The following is a 26,028-nucleotide window of genomic DNA, read 5'->3' on the forward strand; positions in this document are numbered from 1 at the left end:
TTCATTAAATACCTGGATGCTTTTGTACTCGTTTGGTTTTGTTAAAATCATCTGGGTAGGTTTAATTCAAGTATACTATTAAAATCTGACACTCTCAACAACAAATAATACCCTATCATAAAACGCCTTTAGCCCCTTCATGGTTTATAATCTTACGCAATGCTGTGGCTTGGTGTTACAAGGGTTATATGCTCAAACAAGCTCTTCTGAGGTCTTAAAAAGATAGAATTCAACTTTCCTTTAACTCTCCCTGCTGTGCAATACTTGTATAAAATCAAAAAGCCTGATACATGATATATCAGGCTCTTTTGATTTTTTGTGTATTTGAATGGAATTCACTTACAAATTGATAAGCAATTTCAACTTTATACCGGTCAAAAACTATTAATAGTATTAGTTTTTATCCGCTGGAGGTGTTCCTGCTCCAACACTTGCTTCTTTAAACCATACCTCTGCATAACAGCCATTGGCATATTGCCTTTCAATATCATCAGCAACACTTTCAGTCTTACTGTTCATCCCTAAACTATCCTCAGAGCATTTGCTTCTGGTTTGATTATAAGCCCCTTGCTTAAAAAACTGCAACTCGCCGGCATAAGCATTCTCACGTTCTATTCCATCACTTCGGCTGGCAGGATAGCGCTTCTTTATTTGCTCTGGAATAGCAATTTTTGTGGCAAAATCAGACTTCACTAAGTTTTTGGTAAAAGTGACAGTTTCATGTCCTTCGCTGGCAAATGTCAGATACATTACTCCCTTATAAACATTAACCTCATAACTGAATTCTTCGCCTAATGCGATACCATCTACAGGTTCGTCCGGATATTCATCGGCACTGTATCCCACCACGGTATTGTCGTAACCCCATGCTGGAGTTGAGTAATCCCATCGTTTGGCATTATCGCCAGCAGTATTTATTTCATAATTCCAAAAGACAGAACCTTTGCTGTGTCCGGGAAACTTCTTATAAAAGATTTTCAGAGGTTCATTCTCATGTCCTTCGTCACTGTGTATCTGCCCCACAACAACCGAATATGAAGATGCCACCCGCGCATCACCTGAGCTTGATACGTGCATAACTTTTAAAGTGCCGGTCAATTTACCGCCTTCCAGGGGCTTCCATCGTTTAATTTGTCCCAATTCCGTCCTTGTATTTTTGGAGGTTCTTGATGTAACACCAAGGTTGGGTGTTTTATACACCACCCAATTGGTTTCACCTTCATTTTGAACAAAAAAGAAACCATCTTTCTGATAGTTGACTAATTTGTTGTTATAAGTACCATCACCCAAAAGAATTTTCCATTCGTCCATAAAAGGAATCACATCGCTTGGATAAACAGCATTGTCAACTTCGTTATTTGTTGACTTTTTCGAAGAATTAAAACAGCTGCTAAATAACACAGTTAAACTAAGCAGCAAAAGTACTTGAGTGAAATTCATTTTATTTATCGTTTTTATTCATTTTTAATGTTCAAGCTAAGGTCCCATCCTGCCTCCATCAACCAATAAAGTACTCCCATTCACATAGGCAGAAGCCTTTTAACAAAGGAATACAATGGGGCTTGCAAAATCATCGGGCCTCCCCCAACGACCGGCTGGTAATCTGGTTAATATGGTTTCTGAGCGTTCAGCATCTTTTCTTAAAGCTTTAGTATTATCGGTATTGATATATCCAGGTGCAATGGCATCAACATTCACTCCGTGAGAAGCCCATTCATTGGCGAAAGCCATGGTCATCTGAGCGATGGCATCTTTTGAAGTCCTGCCAGATTTTCCTCAAGAATAGTTCTTACATCTGCACCTTCCACATGTCCTAGAATCCCAAAGGGACTTGTATATCCCGCATCTAGTAATGTTTGCAGCATTTGCTTTTCATATTCTCCCTTCCCTATTGTAAGAACCTTATGCCCATCGCGCATACCATTTAAATTGACGGCTGACAGATATGGCAACATGTCTTCCACCAAAGCAGGAAAGCGTTCTACATCCTTGTGTCCATGATGAAAATTATAAACAATACTTAATTCATGTTGAGGCAAGGCATCAATAATCTTTATTTGATTATTCGGATTAGCAAACCAGCCAGTATGATTGTAAAGCGCGACTTTGCAATTGATCTCTTCAGCTTTTTCAGCAATAAACTGTATAAAAGCAATCGCTTCTTTAAGAGATGTTTCATCTGCTTGCTCCTTAAAGAAATTGGGGCTCATACTGACCCAAAAAGTCGTTTCTAAACGTAAGTCTTCTAGAATGGAGAATAATCGTTCATTGCCCAGACTAATCTTATCAATACTATCTCGTTTGGCATTAAGCCATAGCCATACCGATATAACTTCTATATCCTTTTCAACAGCCAGACTAAGTTCTTCCTTAGTATCATCCAGATGCCTGTCACGCCAATCATAAGCATACTTCTCAAATCCGAGCTCCTGAAGCATGTCTATTCGTTCTGCCGGTGTGCGTTCTAATGAGTCGTAGGCAACAATGCACCAGGGATACAATTCTGCCATCTCAATCAACTTTGGCTTTTGCTCACATGAAGCACCCACAAGCAATACAGATAAGACTAAAAGCAGCTGTTTATTTCTTAGCATGATGGAAGTTTTATAACAAAAAAGGCCACCTGTCGGCAGCCTTCATTGTGAAATAATCACACAATACACAAACACATTACAGGTCAAATATTATAAGTCTAATCGCTTAATATACCAGTTTCAGTTTTAGATTCTCTTCAACAACAATTTTACCGGAATTCATTAGTTCATTATTGCTATGCGTATTATTCTTGGCTCCCCATAGTAATGCAACAAGTTTTACCGGATTATTTTTAAAGCTGTTATCACTGATTTCAACATTAACAATACCACGTGTATTAATTAATATTCCATTCTCTTCCCTGGCACCACAATTGGTAAATGAGCAATGCGTCAATCGCAAGTTACCACCAATTGTAGACTCATCATATCCACCTCTGTAATAATCAATAACATTACTTTGGATGGAATTAAAATAACAATCATCAATAGTCAGAAACTCTACGTTGTAATCGCCTTTATCATTGGTCTCTTGTGAAAGCTCTAAACCATTTGCACAGTCACTGAACTTCGTTCCTTTAATGGTAATGAATTCAGCAAAGCTTTGTTTATAGGCCTTTAGCACATAATCGAAATTTGAAACATCGCAGTTATTAACACTCAAAGTATAATGGCTGGACATGTTTTCTTTTAAACTGGCAAAAGCATACTGAGTATCCTGACCTGTAAGAACAATTCCATCCAATACCAAATGCCCTTTCGGATGCATTTCAAAAGCTGCAGTTCCTTTCTTACCTGCATAAATAAGCTTAGCCCTTTTACTGCTTTTAGCTTTTAGAGTGATATTTTTATTCACTACTAAAGAAGACTTAATGTTATAATTCCCATCATTGAGAACCAACACATCACCCGGTTTAGCTTCTTTGAGATTGGCAATAAAGTTATCAGTGTTCGTTTCGATCTTATTTGCTTCAACAGTCTCTGTTTCTGTCTCAAACCAATCAGGGCCATACTTTGATTTATCTAAAATATCGATACTGCCTTTCAATTGCCCGGCAATGGCACCAATTGCCTCCATAGGATTTCGTTTCTGCCCGCTTATATCTTTGTTTAAGTGTTCAAACTCAAAGCCCATATAGGCTTCCACTTCAGTTGGCTGACTGACAGGTACGAAAATATTTTCTCCCCCTGGCATCATTTCAATCGAACTGGCTACAAGGCCATCCCGTTTTTCAAATTCAACACCTTGATTGTTGATCACATTGCTTTTAAACAATACACCATCAGCCTTGTCATGCTCAATAACAGGAGCTGCATCACCCACCTTATTGTAGATAATGTTATTGGCCACTAATGTACGCAACGGACGTGCTGAACGAATCTCTGACTTGGGCAGCACTTCTCTCTGACTGATGTTGGTACCAACACCAAACTGCCAGGGTGATGCACAATCAACCCAGGTATTGTAAGCAACCACAACATCAGTTACCTGGTTATATCTATTCAGAGGTGATTTTGGAATGCCATTCATTACAGCCAGTGGACTTCTAAAGCTTTTCCCCTTCAAATTGTAGAAATAATTATTGGTTACCTTATGGCCTGTATTAATAATTCTGATGCCTCCGATATTCTCAGATTCATCATCACCAATAAAATAGTTACCATCAATGATACAATAATTACCGTGGCGTGTTACCAGGGAGCCTTCACTCTTATAAAAGACATTGTTTCGAAATTCGTTGTAATTGGTTTTACTGGAAATTATTTCGACCTCGCCATTACAACGGTCAAAAAGGTTATGAGCAACAGTCGTATAACTTGGCGACATCGAACTAAAACTATCACCCAACTGTATGGTTTCAGCCTTTGGACCTCCCTTGCGCGGACGTGGGCCAAAATAGTTATGAATTATCTGATGGTAGTTGTTAATGCTTCTGTTCCCTTTTATATCCACCCGAATGGTAGGGCCCTCATTTGATTTTCCGGATAAGTAACAATGATCGAGCTGATTATGGCGTCCCCAAAACTCAACCCAATGGTCTTTTCTGTCGCGGCTCATCTGGTTGAAGTCCTTAATCACACAGTTAGACACCCGGCAATAGCTGGCCAAATGATCCTGGTTAATTTTAAAATCAATAACCGCATTGGAAGGTGTATACCCATTTCTAAAGAACAAACCTTCAACATGAATATATGAACCGCCCAACTTAATGCAAGAGACGCCTTCAATAAATACTTCTCCAGGTGTTTGTGCCTTTAGCAACACTGGTGCGTCTTTAGTTCCTGCAGTTGATATCTTGATGATAAGGTCTTTCCAAACGCCATTTTTCATTACAATAACATCGCCTGCCCTGGCATTGGCAATGGCTGTATTGAGCTGCTCTTTATCGCTTACCAATATCTCATCATTAGTAAGCTGACAAGCAGATAATGTTATGATGATTGATAAAAGAATCAGTATTCTTTTCATGATTAACTGTTTTTCACTTCTTATTTTAAACAAAATACAACAATACAGACTCAATCGACATTGGCATTACAATAAGCTGCATTGTTGTACTCGTTTCGAACTACTATTTATTTTTATAAATCCAAAGCCCGGTGCATGAAGTCCGAAGCAATTTAATATAAATCATGTTCTTGCAGCTTAACAGGCCTTCAGTTTCTGTACCAGTGTAATGGCTTTTTTTACCATCTCGGTGAGCAACGCATAGTTGCCTGACGCAATAACATCTTTGCTAATCAACTGCGATCCCATGCCAACGCAATGAACTCCGGCTTTGAACCATTTAGATAAATTTTCTTCCGTTGGTTCTACACCTCCAGTAGGCATTATGCTTGACCATGGACAAGGCCCTTTTATGGCTTTTACAAACTCAGGACCTCCTACCTGCTGACCCGGGAAAATCTTTACGACTTCAGCACCCAGCTCCTCAGCTTTTGAAATCTCTGTTAACGAACCACAACCTGGTGACCAGCTAACCTTTCGGCGATTACAAACTTTAGCCATTTCTTCATTCAAAACAGGCGACACAATGAAGTCAGCCCCTAACTGCATGTATAAAGCCGTTGTTGCTGCATCAATAATGGAACCAACGCCCATGGCCAATTCCGGTAGTTCCTGACGCACATATTTGGTTAATTTTCCAAACACCTCGTGAGCAAAATCACCGCGATTGGTAAATTCGAAGACACGAGCACCACCCTCGTAACAGGCTTTTAAAACCTGCTTACAAATCTCCACATCTGCATGATAAAAAACCGGTACAATACCCGTTTCTTTCATCTTGATGGTAACATCTATTCTTGAAAATTTTGACATATCTAAATGTTTGAAGACAGAAGACGGATGACAGACACGTAAAATATTTCACTTCTGACCATTGTCTGCTGCCCATATACTATTTTATCTACTCACCCGACCTGATGCGTCACCACTCATCAGCTTCTCAACTTCAGACACAGTCACACGATTGTAGTCACCATATACGGTGTGTTTCAGACACGAAGCTGCGACTGCAAAGTTCAAGGCCGATTGCAAGTCTTCTTTGTATGTGAGTAAACCATAAATTAATCCACCCATAAACGAATCACCACCACCAACACGGTCAACGATGTGTGTTATCTCGTAACCAGGCGATTTATAAAGTGTTTCACCGTCATACAACACACCGGCCCAGCTGTTGTGGTTGGCACTGTGCGAACCACGAAGGGTCGTAATCACTTTCTTAACACGAGGGAATTTAGCCATTATTTTCTGCGATACAGATAAATACGCTTCAGCATCGACATGACCACCCGTCACATCAACACCCTCAGGATGAATATCCAAAGCCATGGCTGCATCCTCTTCATTACCCAATACGACATCACAACCAGCCACTAAATCAGGCATTACTTCTCCGGCTGTTTTACCATATTTCCACAAGTTTTTACGGTAGTTGATATCGGTCGAAACCGTAATACCACGCTCGTTAGCTGCCTTTATGGCTTCTAAACAAACATCAGCTGCCGATTGTGAAATGGCCGGCGTAATACCCGTCCAGTGAAACCAGGTTGCTCCTTCAAATACTTTATCCCAATCAACCATGCCGCTTTCGATCTCTGATATGGCAGAATGCGCACGGTCATATACCACCTTACTTGCACGGCTAACTGCTCCTGTCTCTAAAAAATAGATCCCCATGCGATCACCACCATAAACAATATCATTGGTATCCACACCTAAACCGCGCAGTTGCTGAACACACGCTTGAGCAATATCATTTTCAGGCAGGCGAGTTACAAAACTCACAGGTACACCATAATTAGCCAAAGACACGGCTACGTTTCCTTCTCCTCCACCAAAAGTGGCTGTAAATTCATCGGTTTGATTAAATCTTTTATATCCCGGTGTTGCCAAACGCAACATGATTTCTCCAAATGTTACAACTTTCATAATACAGTTAATTAGCCCCGATATCAATCGGGATTGTTAGCAGACTGCTATTATTCACAAAAAAACTTAATTAACACCCCATCGCCCAGATCACTTCCCCAAGGAGAAGATTTAGTTAATTCGGCAATAATTCTTGCTCTCCAGGTCAGGCCGAAGGGAAAGGGGCTTTTTAAAACAGCCACAATTTAATGGCCATGGCCACAATAGCCACCAATACAAATCGTTTAATCCACTTGTCACCTTTGCTCACTGAGAAATGGCTTCCTAACCATCCGCCAGTAGCACTTCCTATAGCCAGTATCGAGCCTGCTTTCCAATCAATCATACCTTCGTAGATAAACACTCCCAATGCTGCTACGGTGTAAATTAAGGCAACAGTCACTTTAATACTGTTGGTTTTAACCAGTGAATAGCCATTGATTTTAACCAATGCCAGCATCATTATAAAACCAATACCAGCATGTAAGAAACCACCATATATGCCAATCAGAAAGAAGGCGACGTAAGCCAATAGTTTTCGATTCTTACTTAAATTCTCGCCATGCAAATTGTTGTATGATGGATTAAAAGCCATTAATACAGCGACAACAATCATCACAACAGACAAGATGCGGTTAAATAGTCTGGCGGGTATATCAACCGCAATATTGGCACCAATAACAGCGCCCAATAAGGCTATACACCCCAAATAAATACCAAAGTTTCCGGGCGATACTTTTTTCGCCTTAAAATTGCTGACTGCCACAATATTTTGCGCCAGTAGAGCAATTCGATTGCTCCCATTTGCAATGGCCGGAGGAAGACCTAAAAAGATCATTAAAGGAAGTGTAATTAAGGAACCTCCTCCGGCAACTACATTAATGAATCCGGCACCGACTCCTGCCAGCACCAGAATTGCATAGTTTATTAAATCCAAAATAAAAAAACCCGTTACAGCTCTTTAGCTGCAACTATCATTGTGTAATTAAATTCCTAATGCCTGTCCACCACCAATCTGAATGGTTTCAGCAGTGATAAATGAAGCATCTTTGCTTGCTAAGAAAGCAACAACAGACGCAACTTCTTCAGGCTGACCTAAACGACCTAGCATGATGTTGTTCTTCCATGAAGCAAACACTTCTGGTTTAGTCGACTTAATCTGCGCATGAAACGGTGTATCAATCGTACCTGGTGATACTGCATTTACACGAATCTGGTACTCAGCCAAATCTTTAGCTAACGCACGGGTAATGGCATGCACACCTGCTTTTGATGTGCCATAAATACCTGCTCCCGGACCACCTGCATTCCATCCTGCATTCGATGTATAGTTAATAATTGAAGCGTTATCGCTTTTCTTAAGGAATGGAATAGCTGCACGTGAAGCAAAAAATACGGAGTCCAGGTTTAAAGCCATTACAAAACGGTAGAACTCAGTGGTCATTTCTTCAAAGCGCTGACGACCACCTAAACCACCGGCGTTATTAACCAACACATCGATACGTCCATATTTTTCACCAACAGCTGTTATATTTTTTGTAACAGCTTCCTCATTGGTTACATCAAAACCATAATATTCAGCGGTAATACCTTCAGCAGTCAATTCTTTTACTCTTTCTGCTCCAGCCTCATCTTCAATACCATTTAAAACTACTGTATAGCCGTCTTTACCTAAACGTTTTGCTACCTCAAATCCAATACCACCAGTCGCACCAGTTACAATAGCTACTTTATCATTTGTACTCATTGTTATTCGTTTTTATAGTTTTATCTTTCTTTTTTCAATTTAAAAGATAGTGGGTGCTCAACGGGCCTTCGAGCGCCACTATCATTATCTTAATTCTCTTCTACAGATTTAATTTTTGGAGCAAAGAAATAGATAGCTCCAACGCCAAGCGGCACAAATACCGCGATCATTACAAAAATTGGCGTATATGAAATCTCTGAAATGATTGGAACCAATGTATTCATCACGATTACCGAGAAAACACCAACTGTTCCACCGAATCCTGCTAATGAGCCTACTGATTTACCACTAAATAAATCACTTGGAATCGTTTGAACATTACTAATAGCAAATTGGAAACCAAACAATACCAGGGCAACAATACCTACAAATTTCTCAGGTGTATCGGCAAATAAAATGGTCACCACCAGGCCTAAGAACATTAAGGCTGCTCCAATCACAATCGTGGTTTTGCGCGAACGGTTCACTGAATGTCCTTTCGACATCAGGCGACCGGAATACCATCCTCCGGCGATACTTCCAACTGCTGCACCAACATAAGGTACCCAGGCAAAGAAACCGATTTGCTTTACATCGAATCCATAAACATCGGCCAGGTAAAGCGGCATCCAACCAACAAATAACCACCAGATTGGCTCTAAGAAGAAACGACCGATAAGTACCGACCACGATTCTTTGTGACGCAAAATCTGTCCAATGCTCTTTCCCTTAGTTTCTGTGTCCTGGTCAGCTTTGTGCTGTCCCTCTTTGATATACTGGCGCTCTAAGTCAGTTAGCCAGGGATGTTTATCTACTCCCTGGCGATTAATAATCAACCATGGAATTAACCAGATAAGTCCAAATGAACCTACAAACATAAAGGTTACCTGCCAGCCAAATGCAGCCCACAACAAGGCGATCAGAGGCGGTGCCACAACTGATCCTACAGATGCTCCCGCATTGAAAATGCCCTGGGCAATTGCACGCTCTTTGATTGGAAACCACTCTGCGTTACTTTTCGCTGCTCCAGGCCAGTTACCTGCTTCACCCAAACCGAGTGTTACACGCAAAAAGCTGAATGACAAGATACCACGGGCCATGGAGTGAAAGAATGAAGATAAGCCCCAGACAATGATAACCACCACATATCCCATGCGGGTACCAATCTTATCAAATAATTTTCCCGAAACCGACTGTCCGACAGCATAAGCTACCATGAATACATTCAGAATCAAGGCATAATCATTCTTAGTCATCCCTAAGTCCTCAGCGATACTTGGCCACATAATAGCCAGAGCACTTCTGTCAATATAATTAATGATGGTTGCTAATCCGATTAATCCAATAATCCACCATCTTAGTCCTTTTAACTTCATAGTTTTAATTTTAGAAGTGAGATTTAAGAGGTGAGAAATGAGAACACAATCCTCACCTCTCCCTTCTCATCTCTATTTTTTTATTTTTTATCTCCAAAATATGAAACACCGTCACCACTCAGGAAGTCCTCACGTACCGGACTAAATACATCGATAAGAATGCCAGGCTCAAGGCAAAGGGCACCATGGACCAGATTCGGTTCGATGTAAACACCGTCGCCGCCTTCCACAATCTGCTTCTCACCATCGATGGTAAACTCAAACTTCCCTGAAGCCACATAAGTTGCCTGAGTATGGAAGTGGTCGTGAGGCGTGCCTTCTGCTCCTTTTTCAAACTTCACCTGTACCATCATAATCTGATTGTCCCAACCTAAGAATTTACGTGATACTCCACCACCTAAATCTTCCCATTCCATCTTTTGTGTTAGGATAAACTTTTCGCTAAATCGTTTCATAATCCGTTGTTTTAATATTTTACTCTTCTTTTATTTGAATAATTGATAAGCACCAGTCCATCTGTATTCCTGCCCATTAGCAGTCAAGTGGTGCGTTATTGATTGGTCGTTATTCGTATTGCAAATGGCAAAAGTCACCTGCTTTTTATTTGCTAAAAACAATTGAACAAGGGTGTATTCACTGTTATTGATTAAGGTTTTTATATCAGTCACATTGCCTTTTAAGCCATTGACCAACTCGGTAACCGGATGCTTATTTCCATGCGCTTCAATGGTGGAAGCAAATAAGGTATTGGCTGTGTTACCTCTTTCAATAATGACAGACGGCTCATTGCGCAGGTTAAATTCCGGGTCACCGGCACCAATGCGCGCAAATACCAATTTGTCATTGAGCTGTGCTTCGGTAGTTAATGTATAAAAGCGGTCATCATTTAACCACACAAAGCGATTGGCTCCGGCTTTCATAATACCATTGCCGGTATTCCAGAGGTGCTGGTATCCATCATTCTTACCCAATGCTTTTAACTGGGTCGTTTCCGGCTTGTATTCTACATTGGTATGCATCATCTGCCCCATATAATAATAAGGCAAGTGATACTTGTGTTGACGTTTTGATTCAACACGGTATAAATCCAGTATAATTGCATCATTCGATAACTCAGGAATATTCAATAAGGCAATGGTACGATGCATATTTACCCCTTCGTAGGCCTTATTCTCTTTAGCGCTCATTACTTTTACTTCCGCTTTCGAAGCATCAAATACCCAGGGCTCAGAATGGTGCGATGAAGCCACTTTTACCTTCCCTTCTGATTGTGAGTCTTTATCAACAACCAGCGTGTTATGTGCAATGGTTTGACGCGCCCAGGTTTTATTCTCCGGCAGATAGCGACCACCATGCTTGTACTCCACATTGACATAGCGGGCTGCTCCATAATCTTGTAATATTTCCTTTCCCTGGTCGTAAAACGAGATGGTTAGGCGATCGAAGTGACCGTGTCCCATGCCTTGCGAGGCATATTTCATGGTTACGGTCTGGCTGTTTTTACCAGTATTGGACCGCAATACACCAAAAGCTCCCTGTTTTCCTTCCGGGCCATCTCTATACTCATTTGATTCCCACTTAAAGGGTTGACTTTCTCCATTAGCTATTGCGCGTGCTACTTTTAAACCTGCTTCGCAGATAATCACTTCACCTTGTTCCCGGGCAATGCTCAATAGTTCCTTCTGAGATTCATCTAAACCATAAACAAAATCTACAGCATGAACCAATGATGTTGACATATATGACATGCTTTTCAGTGCGTCATTGATTGGAAAGAATTGCCCATTGGTATTGGTTAACTGCAATGTGGTTAAAGCTGCTTTTTGTAATACGCCATCATGGTATTCAAAAATTCTCATCTCCGGGCGGTTGTTATCAATGGCTTGCGCGAACAACAGATAAGGCAACATGGCATAACGCTGGTAATACGGCCCTTCGGTATAATACCCATCAGGGGAGAATAGTTGTGTCAACTGCACCAGGAAACCAGCTCCAAGTTCTCCTTTTGGACCTGTCTCCACACCATTGAATGCACGATTGACCAACTCGTCATTATCCATGGCAAAACCCGCCATACCAACAGCAGCTGCTGCCCACACACCATGATTGTGCACACGATTAAAAACCCTTGGATTCTCCACCGATAAAAAATCGGCATATGGCAGTAACAATTGCTTTTCAATCGTATCCTTCTGTTCTGTTGTTAAAACTCCCGCAATACAATCGAAAGCCTGACTTACGTATACTAACCACACAGCCTCATTCAACTGCTGCCAGAATAAACGACCTGGCGCGTACGAAGCTTTTACGGGATGCTCCTTCAACGTAGGATACATCTCTGCATACTCCAACAACATGTCGCGCACATAATTGGCAAAATGAGCTTCGCCGGTAACCTGCCACAAAACACCTGCTCCATACATGTTAATGTAATTCTGCTTGTGCTGCTCATGTGTGTAACCTCCTGCCGGATCCTTAGGTGTCGGAACATCAATACCTTTCAACATTTCCTTTTCCACCTTCTTCTGCAGGTTTTCAATCGAATGTTTCAGCAAAGGTAAATTTGCCTGCTCCGCACGAATCGCCTTTACCGCCGCTTCTGTTAAAATAACTTTGGGATAATGGGTGTTATCAGACTCATGACTACACGCTATGAGTCCAATAACAACCGTTATAATCCAGATATATTTATTTAAACTTTTCATTTACAATTTCTTTAAGCTCCTTTACAACTAATCAACGCACACAATTTTCATTGCCTTTTGGTAAGCTTTTGGTTTGGAATTGATGTTTGTGGTCTCACCCGTATTTTATTATCCTTTGCCCAGGTTTTATTACCCACAAGGCCACGTTAAGTCTTAAAAATGAACAGAGTTCTTAGCGCTTAACTCACTCATTCAAAATGTGTATTTCATTTCCTATTCCAACAAAAACTTCTAAAATCATATACATTATTGAAACGCTCTTAGAAAAGAGGCCTGCAATAAATTTGCAACTAAACCTTAATGAATGCAGGCCTCTTACTCCTCCAAGAAAATCTAAAAAGCAATAATATTGACAGCCAGAACATCTATTTTAACCTGGCCGCCAACCAGTCAATTTTTTATAATTAGTATGATGCCTAAAATTATTATTAAAGCACCTGGCTCAACATGTTACTGAAGAAATACAGTAATCACTCATGCTCCACTTCTAATTCATAGTAGTTAACTTTTGAAAAAGCATCCTGATCATGTGATATTAAATAATTACCAGCTTTAAAGTAATTATCAAACACACCCCATTTTTGAATGTGGATATCATCATAAACTACAGATTCTTTACCGTTCAAAACAACTTCCATTCTACCCTCAGAAACTTTCACTTCCAGCGTGAACTTACCAAAGCCTACCAGTTCTGAGAAGGTAAACCCATCATCATCACCCCAGGCATCCGTATGAAGCAATTCTTCGTATGAATCATCAAGATCTTTTAGTACTTTGGTTTTTACTCTAACCGCTCCATTCGTCCAATATATTTTAAGTATTGGAGGCGCGTTGTTATCCTTTGCTCCTATTAAATCTCTCTGTTCATCTGTTAACCTGCCATGAATTTGCATGATGATAGCCCTGTGATAATCCCCTTCATCATCTTTCGAGATATCTGACATTGCCAGAGTCCCTTTCATGTATGCGCCATCAGTGAAAGTCCAATTTGTTTTCCCCTTATCCTCCGGGTTCATCAATTCCCTTAATTCTGTTCTTGAGTAAGTAGAATTAGCTGTTGATGCTGCCGGATAGGTATAAAACACGATGGCTCCCTCAATGGAATCGTTATACATAAAAGGCCTTAGCGTTTTATTAGTAGCATAATCCAATATCTCAGGGGGTAACACTTCCGTAGGGTTTCCTATCGGAAGTGTTACTTTCCAGTTGCTTAAATCAATTTTGGGTAACTTGTAATTTACTTCTTCAACAGGCTCAGTAAATTCGATAGTATCTTCAACTGAATCCTGACAACTAACAAGTGTAACTGTTAGCAGCAAACTCCATAAGATGATATATATACCTGTTTTAAGCATTATTAGTTTTACTGAGCTACCTCAATTTCAAATAGATCGGCACGGCATTCAACTCCTTCGTTGGTGATAAGTATTGAAACAGTTCCGTTAGTACCTGTATTAAAAGGAATTGAGACTTTTACGTAGGTATTTGAATCCGTCATATCAGTTCCAATATGCTCACCTAATGAAGCTGTAGCAACCTCAGACAAGTCAGTAATTGTGCCGCCTAGTACGTTAACAGTTAAATTACCTGTTCCACTTTTCATGGTGTAGTAATAGGTAAGAACGTAATCAGTATTTGGTGAAACAGCAATCCCATCCTGATAAGCGATACGATCACCTGCTGAAGGAAACTTAGCTGCTTGTGAGCCATCTTGTACAGGGCTGCTCGTAATTTGAATAACGCCTCCAAAATCATTTCTCCATGAATCCCTACCATCACCAGTACCATCGGGCAAGCTAAGGTCTTCGAAACTATTCTCCAGGATAACAGGAACTATAGCTGATGGAGCTTCTGGCTCAATAACCTCAATAGTTTCTGTATGAGTACTGATCACACCTAATTTATCTGATGCAGTTAAGGTAACCGTAAAGGTTCCTTCTCCCGGATAGGTATTTTTACCATCTTTCTCAGTGGATGTATTTCCATCGCCGAAATCCCAACTATAATCGGTCGCACTATTCGATAAATTTGAAAACGTATAATCTTTCCATTCTTCAGCAGTGCCTTGTCCTTGCGCATAAGTAAAGTATGCAGAAGGAGGCGTCTCATCCGGCTTTGAATTGGCTTCAGGTAATTCGTAGGCCATATCACAAGCTGTAAAAGAAATTGCTAAGACCATGATCATCAATTTCCAAACAGAGCTTTGATTTACCTTTATATTTAATCTGGTATTTTTCATCTTAAATCAAATTAATTGTTAAACAATGCTTAGTAACCAGGGTTTTGAGTCAGCAACCCCTTACTTAAGTTAATTTCTCTCTGAGGTATTGGTAACAATAAATCAGTTGCAGAGAAACTTCCTCCTGTTTCGTCTGAGAAAGCAGATAATACTTCTTCTGCCATTCCAAAACGCACTAGGTCGAAAAATCTGTGGTTTTCAAAAGCCAACTCTACTCTGCGCTCGTTTAATAAATCCTCCTTGGTAATTGTTGAAACCATATCGGTGATTCCAGCTCTGTTTCTCACATCCATAAAAGAACTAATTGCAGTGGAGCTTGAAGTTTCGTTAGCTCCTGCCATAATCGCTTCAACATGCATTAACAAAACATCGGCGTAACGCAATACAATCCAGTCGTTACCAGCCTTTTGCGGGTCAGTCGAAGTAGGTTCTATTCCTAAGTTACTATCACCATTCGGAAGATACTTAACAACCTGGTATTTTTGAGGCTGCAAAGCATCCTGGCGATATGAATACATTGTTCTGTCACCTCCCATAGCATCTAAAGCCTCACGAACATTAGCTGTCACATAGTTAACCCCACTGGTTCTACCAACAGCATTTAACCATTCAGCTGAAAAATTCTGACTAACATCTGTCAGGTCTCCTATGTATTCAATTGCAAAAATGACTTCATCGTTTAATTCATTGTAGAATATATCTTTGAAATTAGATTCTAAAGAAAATCCACTGCCCATCACAGCCTCACACAAGCCTTGTGCCAGATCATAGTTCTCACCCTGAGTCAGATATACCTTTGCCAGCAAGGCCTGTGCTGCAGCTTTTGAAGCTCTTCCACGGTAGGTATTGTCAAGGTTATCAACTGCGGTTTGTAAGTCTGATTCGATTAAGTCATAAATAACCGAACTAGCAACCCTGGTATAAGCCGTTTCAGTATCAACCGGACTAATAACCTTATCAATTAAAGGGATATCGCCAAATAATCGTACCAAATTAAAATACGCATATGCTCTTACAAATTTTGCTTCACCTTCAAAAGCGCCTTTAGCTTCTTCGGAAGCAGCATTAAGATTTTCTAAAACCAGGTTTGCTCTGTAAATGATGTTGTAATAGCTTTGATAATAATCAGCTACCCTGCCATTTGTTGCTTCAACCGTAAAGCTTTCGAATTGAGCATCTTCACCCTCACTACTTTTAGTTTCAGTATTATCACTTCTCATCTCAGTAAGAAAGAATTCATACATAACACCATGATTGTCTGATGTGCTTGTAGAATTAACTCCCTGAATACCATCATACATATTTATTAACGCTGCTTCTAATTCAGTATCAGTTGAAAAGAAGTTAGAAGAAGTTATTACACCTGTCGGTTCCGGGCTCAAAAATGTGTCCTCACAAGCAGTGAATACTACAATTAGTAGAAGCACCGCTACTTTGCTTATATATTTTATCATGTCTATCATTTTTATTTAGATTAAAAATCCAGGTTAACGCCTATACTAACTGTTTTAGCAATTGGAGATCCCGCTCTCTGGTAACCATAGGTGGTTGGAGAGGTATTATAAATAGACTCAGGGTTGAAACCTGTGTAATCATCGGCTGTAAAATAGAGTAAGTTTTGTGCAGATACATATACTCTGGCTTTTTGAATAAATGTTCTGTCTAAGGCTCCTTTTCCAAATGTATAACCAATATTAACACTTCTTAAAGCCACATAGGAAGCATCCTGGATAATATCATCTGTAAAAATCTTCTGCTTAATAAACTGCTGATCGGGTGTTATTGCCGGATCAAAATCCTGGGCACTATTAAAGTGGTTAAAGATATATTGGTCACCCATATTTCTTACTTCAGCACCATGTGATCCCTGGAACATAAAGCTAAAATCGAAGTTTTTAAATTTGAAATCATTTGCAAAACTCCAAATCAATTCAGGATAAGGGTTACCCAGAACCGCTTTATCTTCATCATCGATAATACCGTCACCATTCAAATCTTTCACATAAACATCCTGAGCTTCAGCTCCGATCGGATGGTAAGGATTTTTAATATACTCTAAAGGAATATCCCTATCGACAACCCAGCCGTAGAATGATGAGATCGGAAGACCTTCCAGGTTAATCCATTCTGCTGCTCTTTTAGAATCAACACTTTGAATCTGACCATTTGATTCAGCAAAATCTTTTAATACATTTTCATTTTTTGATCCTAATAGAGTACCTGTCCAGGTAAGATTATTGGTGATTTTAATTCTTGATCTTAATTCCAGTTCTATACCACTGTTCTCTACTTCACCTCTGTTAATCAGAGCTTCTGCAAATCCGGTAGTTGTTGAAACAGGATTGGCTAAAATAAGGTTATCACTTGTTCTGTTATAATACTCTAACGAACCTGAAAGCAAGCCACCCATTAAGCTAAAGTCAACACCAGGGTTATATTCTACTGATTTTTCCCATCCTAAGTTTGGATTGGCAATGTTTATCGCATTGAATCCGGTAACTGCTGAACCATTAACAACTGCGGTAGACGATTCTAACAATGCTAAATAAGGATAATGCTCTTCATAAACAGACCCTGCGTCAATGGCATTGTTACCAGTAACACCATAACTAAATCTGATTTTTAAGTTATCTAAAAACTCACTACCCTTTAAGAAATCTTCTTCAGTTAATCTCCAACCAACTGAGAAAGCACTAAAATTACCATACTTGGTATCTGATCCAAAACGCGAACTACCATCGCGTCTGAAACTGGCTGATGCCAGATATTTACCTTTGTAAGCATAATTTGCCCTACTGGTGAATGATAATAAACGCTCTTCGTATTTCCCTGACTCTGCTCCGCTAATAGTACCGGCAGCGCTAATGTTTTTAATGTAATCAAAAGTGTAATCAGTTGCTGACACTTCATTAAATTCAGTCTCCCAGGTTTCAACCGACACACCTAAAATGGCCGTAATCTCGTGATTGCCAAAACTTTTATTGTAGTCAAAGAAATTGTCATTCACCAAGTGTATTCTATTGATATTCTGCTCATTTAGCTGCGTATTGTCGGCACCATTTCTATGAGCTAAAGGACCTTGCCATCTTCTAATGTCTGTGTTTTGGAAGTCTCCACCAATTGTGGTCTTAAAATTCAAGCCTTTAGTAATTTTATACTTAAAGTAAGCATTACCATACATTTTGAATTTTTTGTAAGTATAATCTCTCTCTAAAACTTTAGCAGCAGGGTTCACATTAGAGGTATTACTAATATCAACCTCATTGCCATCCAGTATGTAGTTATCAAAATGACGTTGATTCGCATAGTCACCCACCTGAACATCCGGATATTTGGCTCTATCAACAAACTGAATAGTATGCTCGTCGTGATAGGTTGGCAACCATGGTGGCTGACGTAAAATATCATGTGTGGAACCGTCGAATCGTCTTCTGTCGGAATACGATGGATTTAAATTGACTCCCATCGAAAACTTATCGGTCACTTTTGTATCTAATTTTACCTTGAAGTTATATCTTTTATAATCGTCGGTTAACAGTACCCCTTCATCATGCAGGTAGTTGAATGCAGTACTAAATTTAGTTTTATCATTACCACCTCTTGCACTTACAGAGTGACTTTGAATTGTACCACCGTCAAATATGACGTCTTGCCAATCTCTGTCAACACCGATTAATTGTTTGTAGCGTGTCTTGTCCGAAATTGTACCTGTAGCAGCTTCTTCGGCGGCTGCGGTTTCGGCTACCGAAAAGTAATAAGCATCACTTTGGTGCGCTTCTTTAACGCCATAAAAACCACTGTAGTTAAATTTCGTTTTACCTTCTTTACCTTGTTTTGATGTAATCATAATTACACCATTTGCCCCACGCGAACCATAAATAGCAGCCGAAGCAGCATCTTTTAAGACTTCAAAAGAAGCGATATCATTCATATCCAGGTTACCCAGATAGTCTGAGTCAACAACCATACCATCGACTACAATTAAAGGATCAGAACTACCACTTATTGAACCTGTTCCTCGAATCCGGATAGTTGGTGCAGTTCCTGCTTCAGCACTTGTTGCCTGAATATTAACACCTGATATTTGACCAACCAGTGCTTCATCGACACGTGCTGTTGCGATCTCCTCCAGGTCTTCATTCACAACCTTTGATATTGCTCCTGTCAAATGTGACTTTTTCATTGAGCCATAACCAACCACAACAACTTCATCAAGGTCGGTTACATCAGTTTCAAGCTGCACATCAATAGTAGTTTGAGAACCAATATTTATTTCTTTGGTCGAGTATCCTATAAAAGAAAACACAAGAATACTTGACTCGTCTTTAACTGTTAAGTTATATTCACCTTCTACGTTTGTAATTGTTCCGTTTGTTGTTCCTTTTTCAGAAACAGTCACCCCAATAACAGGTGATCCATCAGTAGCATCTGTTACTTTCCCTTTAATACTCACCTGAGCTAATAAGGATGTACAAATACACACCATCATAAAAGTTGATAATAGGATTTTCATTGTAATTTTTTTTCATCCGCAAGCGTTTAGTTCTATATTTTAACATAGACTAACACTTACATGACAATTAGAAAAAATAGATTTATTAGCTTTGCATAGACACAATACCTGCTTTTTACAACTAATAATTACCACGTTACCAAGTTGTATTTAAGCCAGAAATAACAATTGTATTGCGTTAATAGTGCGTGCAAGCGCACTATTTTTTTACCCTGAATTATTTCTCATATCACATAGTTTATAGTTTTAATTTACTGAATTCAAGAACATCCTTTAAGTGTGCTGACATATGAAGATCGGCTGCTGCAGAGTCCTGATTTTTAATCGCTTCCAATATCAAGTGATGCTCATTCATCGTTTTTTCAAACTTCGAATCATCACAAACATTGTCACGACGATAAATACTCAGGATATCTGGCAGAATAATTAACATCATTGTTTTAATCACCGAATTATGGCCCGCTTCGGCAATTTTTAAATGGAATGTAAAATCTTCATTTTCAGCAGGAACCCCTGTCTTTATTTTCTTTTCGTATGCTTCCAGTGCATACTGCAGTTTTTCAAGGTCTTCATTGGTACGACGCATGGCTGCCTGTTGTACCGAATATTTCTCCATCATTACCCGTGTTTCTACCAATGAAAAGAAATCCGGTTTCTCAATTTTCATAACGTTTGAGAGCAAACCTTCCATGGCAGAAATATCAACACCATTGATCACCACCCCACTTTGAGGCAGGGTATTTAAGATTCCTAAGAACTCCAGTTTCTTAATCGCATCACGTATATATGTCCGCCCTACACCAAGTTTTTCAGATAACTTGCGTTCTGATGGTAATTTGTCACCAGGCTTTAGATAACCACCAATTATTAATCCTCTTATCTGACGAATAATCTTATCAACTGGTGTTTCTACTTCAATCGTTTTGAAATTTTCTAATAATTCCATACTCAATATTTATAATTACCACACTTTTTTAGTTAATGTTCTTTCAGTAGTCAATAGTTTATGCAACTGAACAAACCTATTACCTGAACTGAAATAAGCCAAATATACACCACTCCCGTTATTTTTAAAAGTGACTTCATTTTGTAATATGCCTTTCTGTAAAAGTTTGCCATTTATATCAACTATCTGATATGAAATTGGCAAGTATTCCATGTTATTGACCTGAAAGAAATAGTGACCATTCTGTTGGTATACTTTCACCATATCTTTAACTTGTTGAGCCCGGACAATACCTGTTTCCTCATTCTGTCCTGAGTATGGTCCCACATCTTCTTTACTTAATGGATACCATTCGGCATTCACTTCACCGTTATCGCAGCCAATCGTTTTAGTAGCTGAACGCTGATTTTGTTCCAAATCCAACTCCACAAAACTATAACTTCCAACCGCATTGTTTAGTAAAATGCTGCCAGGTGAAGGACGCCACATATAGCTCAATTGCTCTAAGGATGGATCCTGATAAGTAACACCTGTACTTATTGGTTCATCATTTGCATCAGCATTAACCACATTGCCTTCCCAAAGCATATTGGCCGGTTCGTCTTCAATAATAATATTTTTGCTTCCCGATGTTTTATCTATCGCATTATTCGCGATTATACAATCCGTTGGTGCCAATGTCTTTTCACTATCTTTTCCAGCTCCAATAATCAATGGCATTTTACAATTAACAATTGTATTAAAAGCCACAACAGCATCTTTCACCTGGAAATAGCGATTCAACGGTGAATCAGGCACGCCATTCATCAAACAAAGAGCCGAACGGTAGTCGTCACCTTTTAAGTTTTCGAAATAGTTATTATAAACTTTGTGACGTTCGCCAATAATACGAACACCTCCCGATGCTTTATCCTCACCTATAAAATAGTTTCCATACACGTCGCAGTCATTACCATGGCGCAAGGTCAGGCAGCCGTTATTATTACGAAAAGTATTGTAACGATAGGTATTAAAGCATGATTTATTAGAAATGATTTCAATCTCCCCATCACACTCTTCAAACAAGTTGTACTCAACAAGGGCGCGTGACTCTTTCATGCTATTACTGCTGGTTCCGATACGAATGGTTTCACCACCATTATAGCCCAAATCAGGTCGGGCACCAAAATAGTTATTATCAATTTGTGTATAATTCGGTTCATCAGTGATCCAAACCACCAATGTTGTTCCAGAGTGGTTTTTACCTTCGAAATGACAGTGGTCGATCCGGTTTTTCGTACCATAAACTGACACCCATTTATAATCGGTATTCAAATCTGAAGGATTATAATCGATGATGCTTGTATTCGTTAATCGGCAATTGTGGGATATTTCAGATGAACTATTTCTAAACTCTATCACAGCATTATTATCACGATACCCTTTTTCAAAGCGTAAACCATCAACTGTTAAATATTCACCAAAAATTTTAAGCTGTGATGCTCCGGTTAATACTGTGCCATTTTTCGTTTCAACCGTTAAAACAATATTCTGATTTATGGTTCCGATACCTTTAAATAGTAATTCTTGATTGTTCCAGGTACCCGATGCGAGTTTAATAGTATCACCTGGTAATAAAGCTGAGGTAATTGAGTTTAATTCTGACGAGGAATTAACAAGGTAATTCTTGCCATAAATGCCGGCAGAAAAAGACCATGCAATAAATAACAACACCAGGTGCATAATAGTCGAATTGATAATTCTTCGCATTATTCCACCCTTCTTCTTATTATTTAAAACTCTTTTCATAAAACGTTAGCTCATTTATTCACAATTGGCTGATTCCTCTTTTAATTTGGACATCCAAACAACTGACATACCATCCAACTGGTAGACCAATTTATGGACTATATTTTTACTAAACAAATTTTAACATACTTTTTTCCTCTCACTATTTCTGTATATCATTGATATAATGCTGCCTTAGCCTTATAAAACAAGCGTTACATTACTTATTTAGAAAGATTATTAATATTCTAAATGAAGAACTAAAAGTGGTTGACCAGTTCGAAAGCACAATTGAAAGTAAGCTAAATGGCAATGATTCTTGGTTCAGAATGCGCTATACTCAATAAGTGATAAATGAACTTAAAGAACCCGAACTTTAGCCAGGTAGAGACCAGTTGATGAGACTGTCATTGACAGTGATTGCTGTAGAAGGTATATTTCCGCTATGAATCCATTAGTTTACAAAAACAAAAAAGCCTGACACATAATGTATCAGGCTTTTTGTTGGTTACGATTTCGAATCGTACCCAGAGCCGGGATATTGAATATTTTAGCACAGTTTAGCATGAGTTGATGACTCTAAACAATTATCAATTTAGTTGCGCCCGCTTAGATCAAGCTCGTTATTTGTTCTGTTTTGGTGCATTTACCGGCTTTAGGCATTGTGATGCACACTCTCTATTACCTGAGCATATTCAGAATGAGATAATACACAAAAACAATATTAAAATAAAAAGAGAAGTAAAGATTCCTCCCAATAAACACGCTAAAGCCATACTTAATAAGTATATAGGTGAACCATATACCTTAAAGCAAATCAGTTATCAGAAGGCTAACGATTATATTAAGGATTGCCTTGAAGAAATTGTATCTGACGAGCACTTTAAGGAAGGACAGGTATTTAAACACAAAGTAATCATCCGAAAAGTCAGTAGACAGAAGGTCACAGAAAAAGCTGTCAACTCTATAAAGCAATAACCTTTCATATGGATAGAAAGACGTTTATTACTAATAGCTTAATGTTAGGAGCTAACCTCCAGGTATTGCAGGAAATGGGAGCACCAAAACGGCCAAAACATCTTGCTAAATATTTAAAAATTACTGATGCATTTAAGAATAAAGTAATGGAAGATACTTGGGATAAGGTATAGAATTAAAGGAAGCACAAGAGTGTAAACTGCATTAAAGTGGAGTATAGAAACTCAAACTCCTCTTAACTTATTCTAAAACATTAACAAATGACTCCAAATTGGTATAGCTAATTAAGGCTGAAAAATCCTTTATCTCAATTATATTTTCATTTTCTCCAGCAAGCATACGAATTGTTGAATTATTAGCAACTCCACTTATAAATACACTCTGTTCAGGTGTGACATATGCAAAAATATAATTTATTTCATGTGTTGCGCTAACCCTTGGAAAACTATCTCCATTCAATACAACTATACTTAACGTCTTACCTTTAAATAAATATTTCTTCCTCTTATATCTTTTCTTATCCCTTTGAACCCAATTGAAGCTGCTTAGCCCAATAGTTTTCTCAAATGCATATTCACTAAAAATATCACACCTCAATCTATCATAGTACAATTGCCCTTCCATCCTATCTCTTAGCTTTCCCATATCTGAGAGCTCCAGATGCTTAAGTGCTGATTCCTGTAATCTTGCTTCAATATATTTGGGGATTTTAATTTTTTTAAAAAATGGTAATTGTTTTAAAAAATCTTTATTCATAAGGGCTTCTTTAAATTTCGTACTGCATTAAGGATATAACATTTATTATTTTGACTATCATCAGAAGTAATTTGTTTAAAAGCAAAATTGCTTTATGAGCAATGTATACAACATAAATCTCTACTTTCTATAAGTAGTCCTTAATACCTTACTTATTCGATTAAGGGTGATTCTCTGCATTTTCTTTCTCAGCTGGCATTCCCAAACGATAATTACACTCCAGTTTAACCTATTCAATTCTTCTATGTTCTTCTTATCCCTAGCCTTGTTTTTTGTAATTTTCTCATACCAGAAACTTATGTTGGATTTTGGCATCATATATATTTTACAATTCTCGTGCCCATGCCAAAAGCATCCATTAACAAAAATGATGGTTTTATATTTTCTAAGAACAATATCAGGTTTCCCTGGCAATTCCTTTACATGAAGTCGATATCGAAATCCTTCTTTATAAAGAAATCGCCTAACAATCATCTCTGGCTTTGTATCCTTGAATTTTACTGCCCCCATGATCTCACTTCTTCTTTCTTTACTTACATTATCAACCATCATTTTCAACTCTTTTACTACCAATGATTACTTTTTGTTATTGTAATTAGATGAAGATTTTCAAATTCAAGATTCTAAATTACTAAATCATCTTTTTGAATGAAAATGCTATAGAATTCAATACATTTGCAATTGACAATCAATTTAAAGGCTAACGGTTGAAAAGTAATATATATTTGCATATATGAATATAGAATACGATAATTTAGAAATAGGGGAAGCTAAGCTAAAAGAAGTAAAAGAGCAGTTGTCATTCTATCACAATCTATACATTGACAAAAAGTCAGATAAAAAACAACTAAATGTTTTATCGTTATTCTCGGGATGCGGAGGCATGGATTTAGGCTTTGAAGGTGGTTTTTTAGCAAATAAAAAATCAATCTCAAAAAAGATGTACAAAGAGTTTGTAGATAGTGAATTTGATGATTGTTACGTCAAATTAAAGCCTACAAGATTCAAAACAATTTTCGCAAATGACATTTTTAAGGATGCGAGAAATACTTGGATAGCTAATTTTGCAACTAGAAAATATAAACCTGAAACATTCCACTCTGAAAGCATTGTGAACTTAGTTAAACTTCATGAACTAGGTATTAAAGTATTTCCTGAAAATGTTGACCTTGTTACTGGAGGTTTTCCATGTCAAGATTTTAGTATATCTGGCAAGAGAAATGGGTTTCATTCCCATCGTAAGCATGATGGAAAAGTTATCAATGGAGACTTACCAACAGAAGAAACTAGAGGTAAACTATACTTTTGGATGAAAAAGGTAATTGAAATTACAAAACCAAAAGTTTTCGTTGCTGAAAATGTTAAAGGATTGGTAAACCTTTCTGACGTTAAGGAAATTATACAAAAAGATTTCTCTTCGGCTAATGGTAATGGCTATATAGTATTGGAGCCTCAATTACTACATTCAGCCGACTATGGAGTATCTCAATCTAGAGAAAGGGTTATCTTTATTGGTATAAAAAAGTCAGAATTGAAACCTGAAGCTCTAAAGCAATTAATGAAAAAAAAAGTAAGTGATAGTTACAACCCATATCCAGAACCAACTCATTCAAAGGATAATCGTGTGCCTTTAAGCATAATATTGAAAGACTTGCCAGAACCTGAACTATCAAATGATCTATCCCAAATGTTTTATTCCAAGGCAAAATTTATGGGAAAACACTGCCAAGGACAAACAGAAGTTAACTTAATGGGATTAGCTCCAACCATAAGGGCCGAGCACCATGGCAATATTGAATTCAGGCGACTTTCAATTGCTAATGGAGGTAAATACCGAAATGAAATCGAAAGTGGTAAAATTGAACGGAGATTATCTGTAAGAGAATGCGGTTTAATTCAATCATTTCCTCCTGATTTTGAATTTGTGATAAAATCTAATGAACCCAGAAAAAAATTTTTGGTAAGTCCGTCTCAGGCATACAAAGTTATTGGTAATGCAGTTCCCCCACTTATGGCATATAATTTATCGAGAAGAATTGATAAGTTATGGGATAAATATTTTATATAAATT

At 38.4% G+C, this 26,028-nt stretch carries 22 protein-coding genes; 3 read left to right on the plus strand and 19 right to left on the minus strand.

Annotated elements, in window-relative coordinates; all coding sequences use genetic code 11:
* Positions 1-393 precede the first annotated feature (393 nt).
* From ACRD69_RS04930 to ACRD69_RS05010, 17 genes are all read right to left on the minus strand, one after another.
* Positions 394-1,440: a polysaccharide lyase family 7 protein gene (locus ACRD69_RS04930; protein ID WP_430813956.1), complete on the minus strand. Its 1,047-nt coding sequence runs from the start codon at positions 1,438-1,440 to the stop codon at positions 394-396.
* Positions 1,441-1,539: 99 nt separating this feature from the next.
* Complete coding sequence (locus ACRD69_RS04935) at positions 1,540-1,737, minus strand: SDR family oxidoreductase (RefSeq protein ID WP_430813957.1); 198 nt, start codon at positions 1,735-1,737, stop codon at positions 1,540-1,542.
* Positions 1,734-2,594, minus strand: a complete 861-nt coding sequence (locus ACRD69_RS04940; protein ID WP_430813958.1) for a sugar phosphate isomerase/epimerase family protein — start codon at positions 2,592-2,594, stop codon at positions 1,734-1,736. Before ACRD69_RS04940 ends, ACRD69_RS04935 begins: the two co-directional genes overlap by 4 nt.
* A gap of 106 nt (positions 2,595-2,700) precedes the next feature.
* The gene (locus ACRD69_RS04945; RefSeq protein WP_430813959.1) at positions 2,701-5,004 is read right to left on the minus strand and encodes a chondroitinase-B domain-containing protein; all 2,304 of its coding nucleotides are present in this window, start codon (positions 5,002-5,004) and stop codon (positions 2,701-2,703) included.
* 177 nt (positions 5,005-5,181) lie between these two features.
* Positions 5,182-5,856, minus strand: coding sequence for a bifunctional 4-hydroxy-2-oxoglutarate aldolase/2-dehydro-3-deoxy-phosphogluconate aldolase (locus ACRD69_RS04950; RefSeq protein WP_430813960.1), 675 nt, complete (start codon positions 5,854-5,856; stop codon positions 5,182-5,184).
* Between the two features lie 84 nt (positions 5,857-5,940).
* Entirely contained in the window at positions 5,941-6,972 is a 1,032-nt protein-coding gene (locus ACRD69_RS04955) for a PfkB family carbohydrate kinase (protein ID WP_430813961.1), read from the minus strand.
* Positions 6,973-7,141: 169 nt separating this feature from the next.
* Positions 7,142-7,888 carry a sulfite exporter TauE/SafE family protein gene (locus tag ACRD69_RS04960; protein ID WP_430813962.1) on the minus strand — a complete coding sequence of 249 codons (747 nt, stop codon included), beginning with the start codon at positions 7,886-7,888 and terminating at the stop codon, positions 7,142-7,144.
* 48 nt (positions 7,889-7,936) lie between these two features.
* Positions 7,937-8,698, minus strand: coding sequence for an SDR family NAD(P)-dependent oxidoreductase (locus ACRD69_RS04965; RefSeq protein ID WP_430813963.1), 762 nt, complete (start codon positions 8,696-8,698; stop codon positions 7,937-7,939).
* A gap of 89 nt (positions 8,699-8,787) precedes the next feature.
* Positions 8,788-10,053: an MFS transporter gene (locus tag ACRD69_RS04970; RefSeq protein WP_430813964.1), complete on the minus strand. Its 1,266-nt coding sequence runs from the start codon at positions 10,051-10,053 to the stop codon at positions 8,788-8,790.
* Positions 10,054-10,133: 80 nt separating this feature from the next.
* Complete coding sequence (locus tag ACRD69_RS04975; protein WP_430813965.1) at positions 10,134-10,508, minus strand: cupin domain-containing protein; 375 nt, start codon at positions 10,506-10,508, stop codon at positions 10,134-10,136.
* 30 nt (positions 10,509-10,538) lie between these two features.
* Entirely contained in the window at positions 10,539-12,758 is a 2,220-nt protein-coding gene (locus tag ACRD69_RS04980; protein ID WP_430813966.1) for an alginate lyase family protein, read from the minus strand.
* Between the two features lie 470 nt (positions 12,759-13,228).
* Positions 13,229-14,113, minus strand: a complete 885-nt coding sequence (locus tag ACRD69_RS04985; RefSeq protein WP_430813967.1) for a polysaccharide lyase family 7 protein — start codon at positions 14,111-14,113, stop codon at positions 13,229-13,231.
* Positions 14,114-14,121: 8 nt separating this feature from the next.
* Entirely contained in the window at positions 14,122-14,997 is an 876-nt protein-coding gene (locus ACRD69_RS04990; RefSeq protein WP_430813968.1) for a PKD domain-containing protein, read from the minus strand.
* Positions 14,998-15,026: 29 nt separating this feature from the next.
* Entirely contained in the window at positions 15,027-16,451 is a 1,425-nt protein-coding gene (locus tag ACRD69_RS04995; RefSeq protein WP_430813969.1) for a RagB/SusD family nutrient uptake outer membrane protein, read from the minus strand.
* Between the two features lie 20 nt (positions 16,452-16,471).
* On the minus strand, positions 16,472-19,510 hold the full coding sequence (locus ACRD69_RS05000; RefSeq protein WP_430813970.1) for a SusC/RagA family TonB-linked outer membrane protein: 3,039 nt from the start codon (positions 19,508-19,510) through the stop codon (positions 16,472-16,474).
* A gap of 238 nt (positions 19,511-19,748) precedes the next feature.
* Positions 19,749-20,456 (minus strand): FadR/GntR family transcriptional regulator, encoded by a 708-nt coding sequence (locus ACRD69_RS05005; RefSeq protein ID WP_430813971.1) that lies wholly within the window; start codon positions 20,454-20,456, stop codon positions 19,749-19,751.
* A gap of 15 nt (positions 20,457-20,471) precedes the next feature.
* Positions 20,472-22,244 (minus strand): polysaccharide lyase 6 family protein, encoded by a 1,773-nt coding sequence (locus ACRD69_RS05010; protein ID WP_430813972.1) that lies wholly within the window; start codon positions 22,242-22,244, stop codon positions 20,472-20,474.
* Positions 22,245-22,796: 552 nt separating this feature from the next.
* Between ACRD69_RS05010 and ACRD69_RS05015 the strand changes: the two genes are divergently transcribed.
* Positions 22,797-23,201, plus strand: coding sequence for a site-specific integrase (locus ACRD69_RS05015; RefSeq protein ID WP_430813973.1), 405 nt, complete (start codon positions 22,797-22,799; stop codon positions 23,199-23,201).
* A gap of 8 nt (positions 23,202-23,209) precedes the next feature.
* Complete coding sequence (locus tag ACRD69_RS05020) at positions 23,210-23,374, plus strand: hypothetical protein (protein ID WP_430813974.1); 165 nt, start codon at positions 23,210-23,212, stop codon at positions 23,372-23,374.
* Between the two features lie 67 nt (positions 23,375-23,441).
* Here the strand turns inward: ACRD69_RS05020 and ACRD69_RS05025 are convergent, their stop codons facing one another.
* A complete protein-coding gene (locus ACRD69_RS05025) occupies positions 23,442-23,957 on the minus strand; it encodes a hypothetical protein (RefSeq protein WP_430813975.1) in 516 nt (171 codons plus the stop codon).
* Between the two features lie 120 nt (positions 23,958-24,077).
* Positions 24,078-24,509, minus strand: a complete 432-nt coding sequence (locus ACRD69_RS05030) for a very short patch repair endonuclease (RefSeq protein ID WP_430813976.1) — start codon at positions 24,507-24,509, stop codon at positions 24,078-24,080.
* 181 nt (positions 24,510-24,690) lie between these two features.
* On the opposite strand from ACRD69_RS05030, the gene ACRD69_RS05035 reads away from it, so the two are divergent.
* Complete coding sequence (locus ACRD69_RS05035; RefSeq protein WP_430813977.1) at positions 24,691-26,025, plus strand: DNA cytosine methyltransferase; 1,335 nt, start codon at positions 24,691-24,693, stop codon at positions 26,023-26,025.
* Positions 26,026-26,028: the final 3 nt, after the last annotated feature.

It is taken from the genome of Carboxylicivirga agarovorans (genome assembly GCF_050589845.1).
Classification (GTDB): domain Bacteria; phylum Bacteroidota; class Bacteroidia; order Bacteroidales; family Marinilabiliaceae; genus Carboxylicivirga; species Carboxylicivirga agarovorans.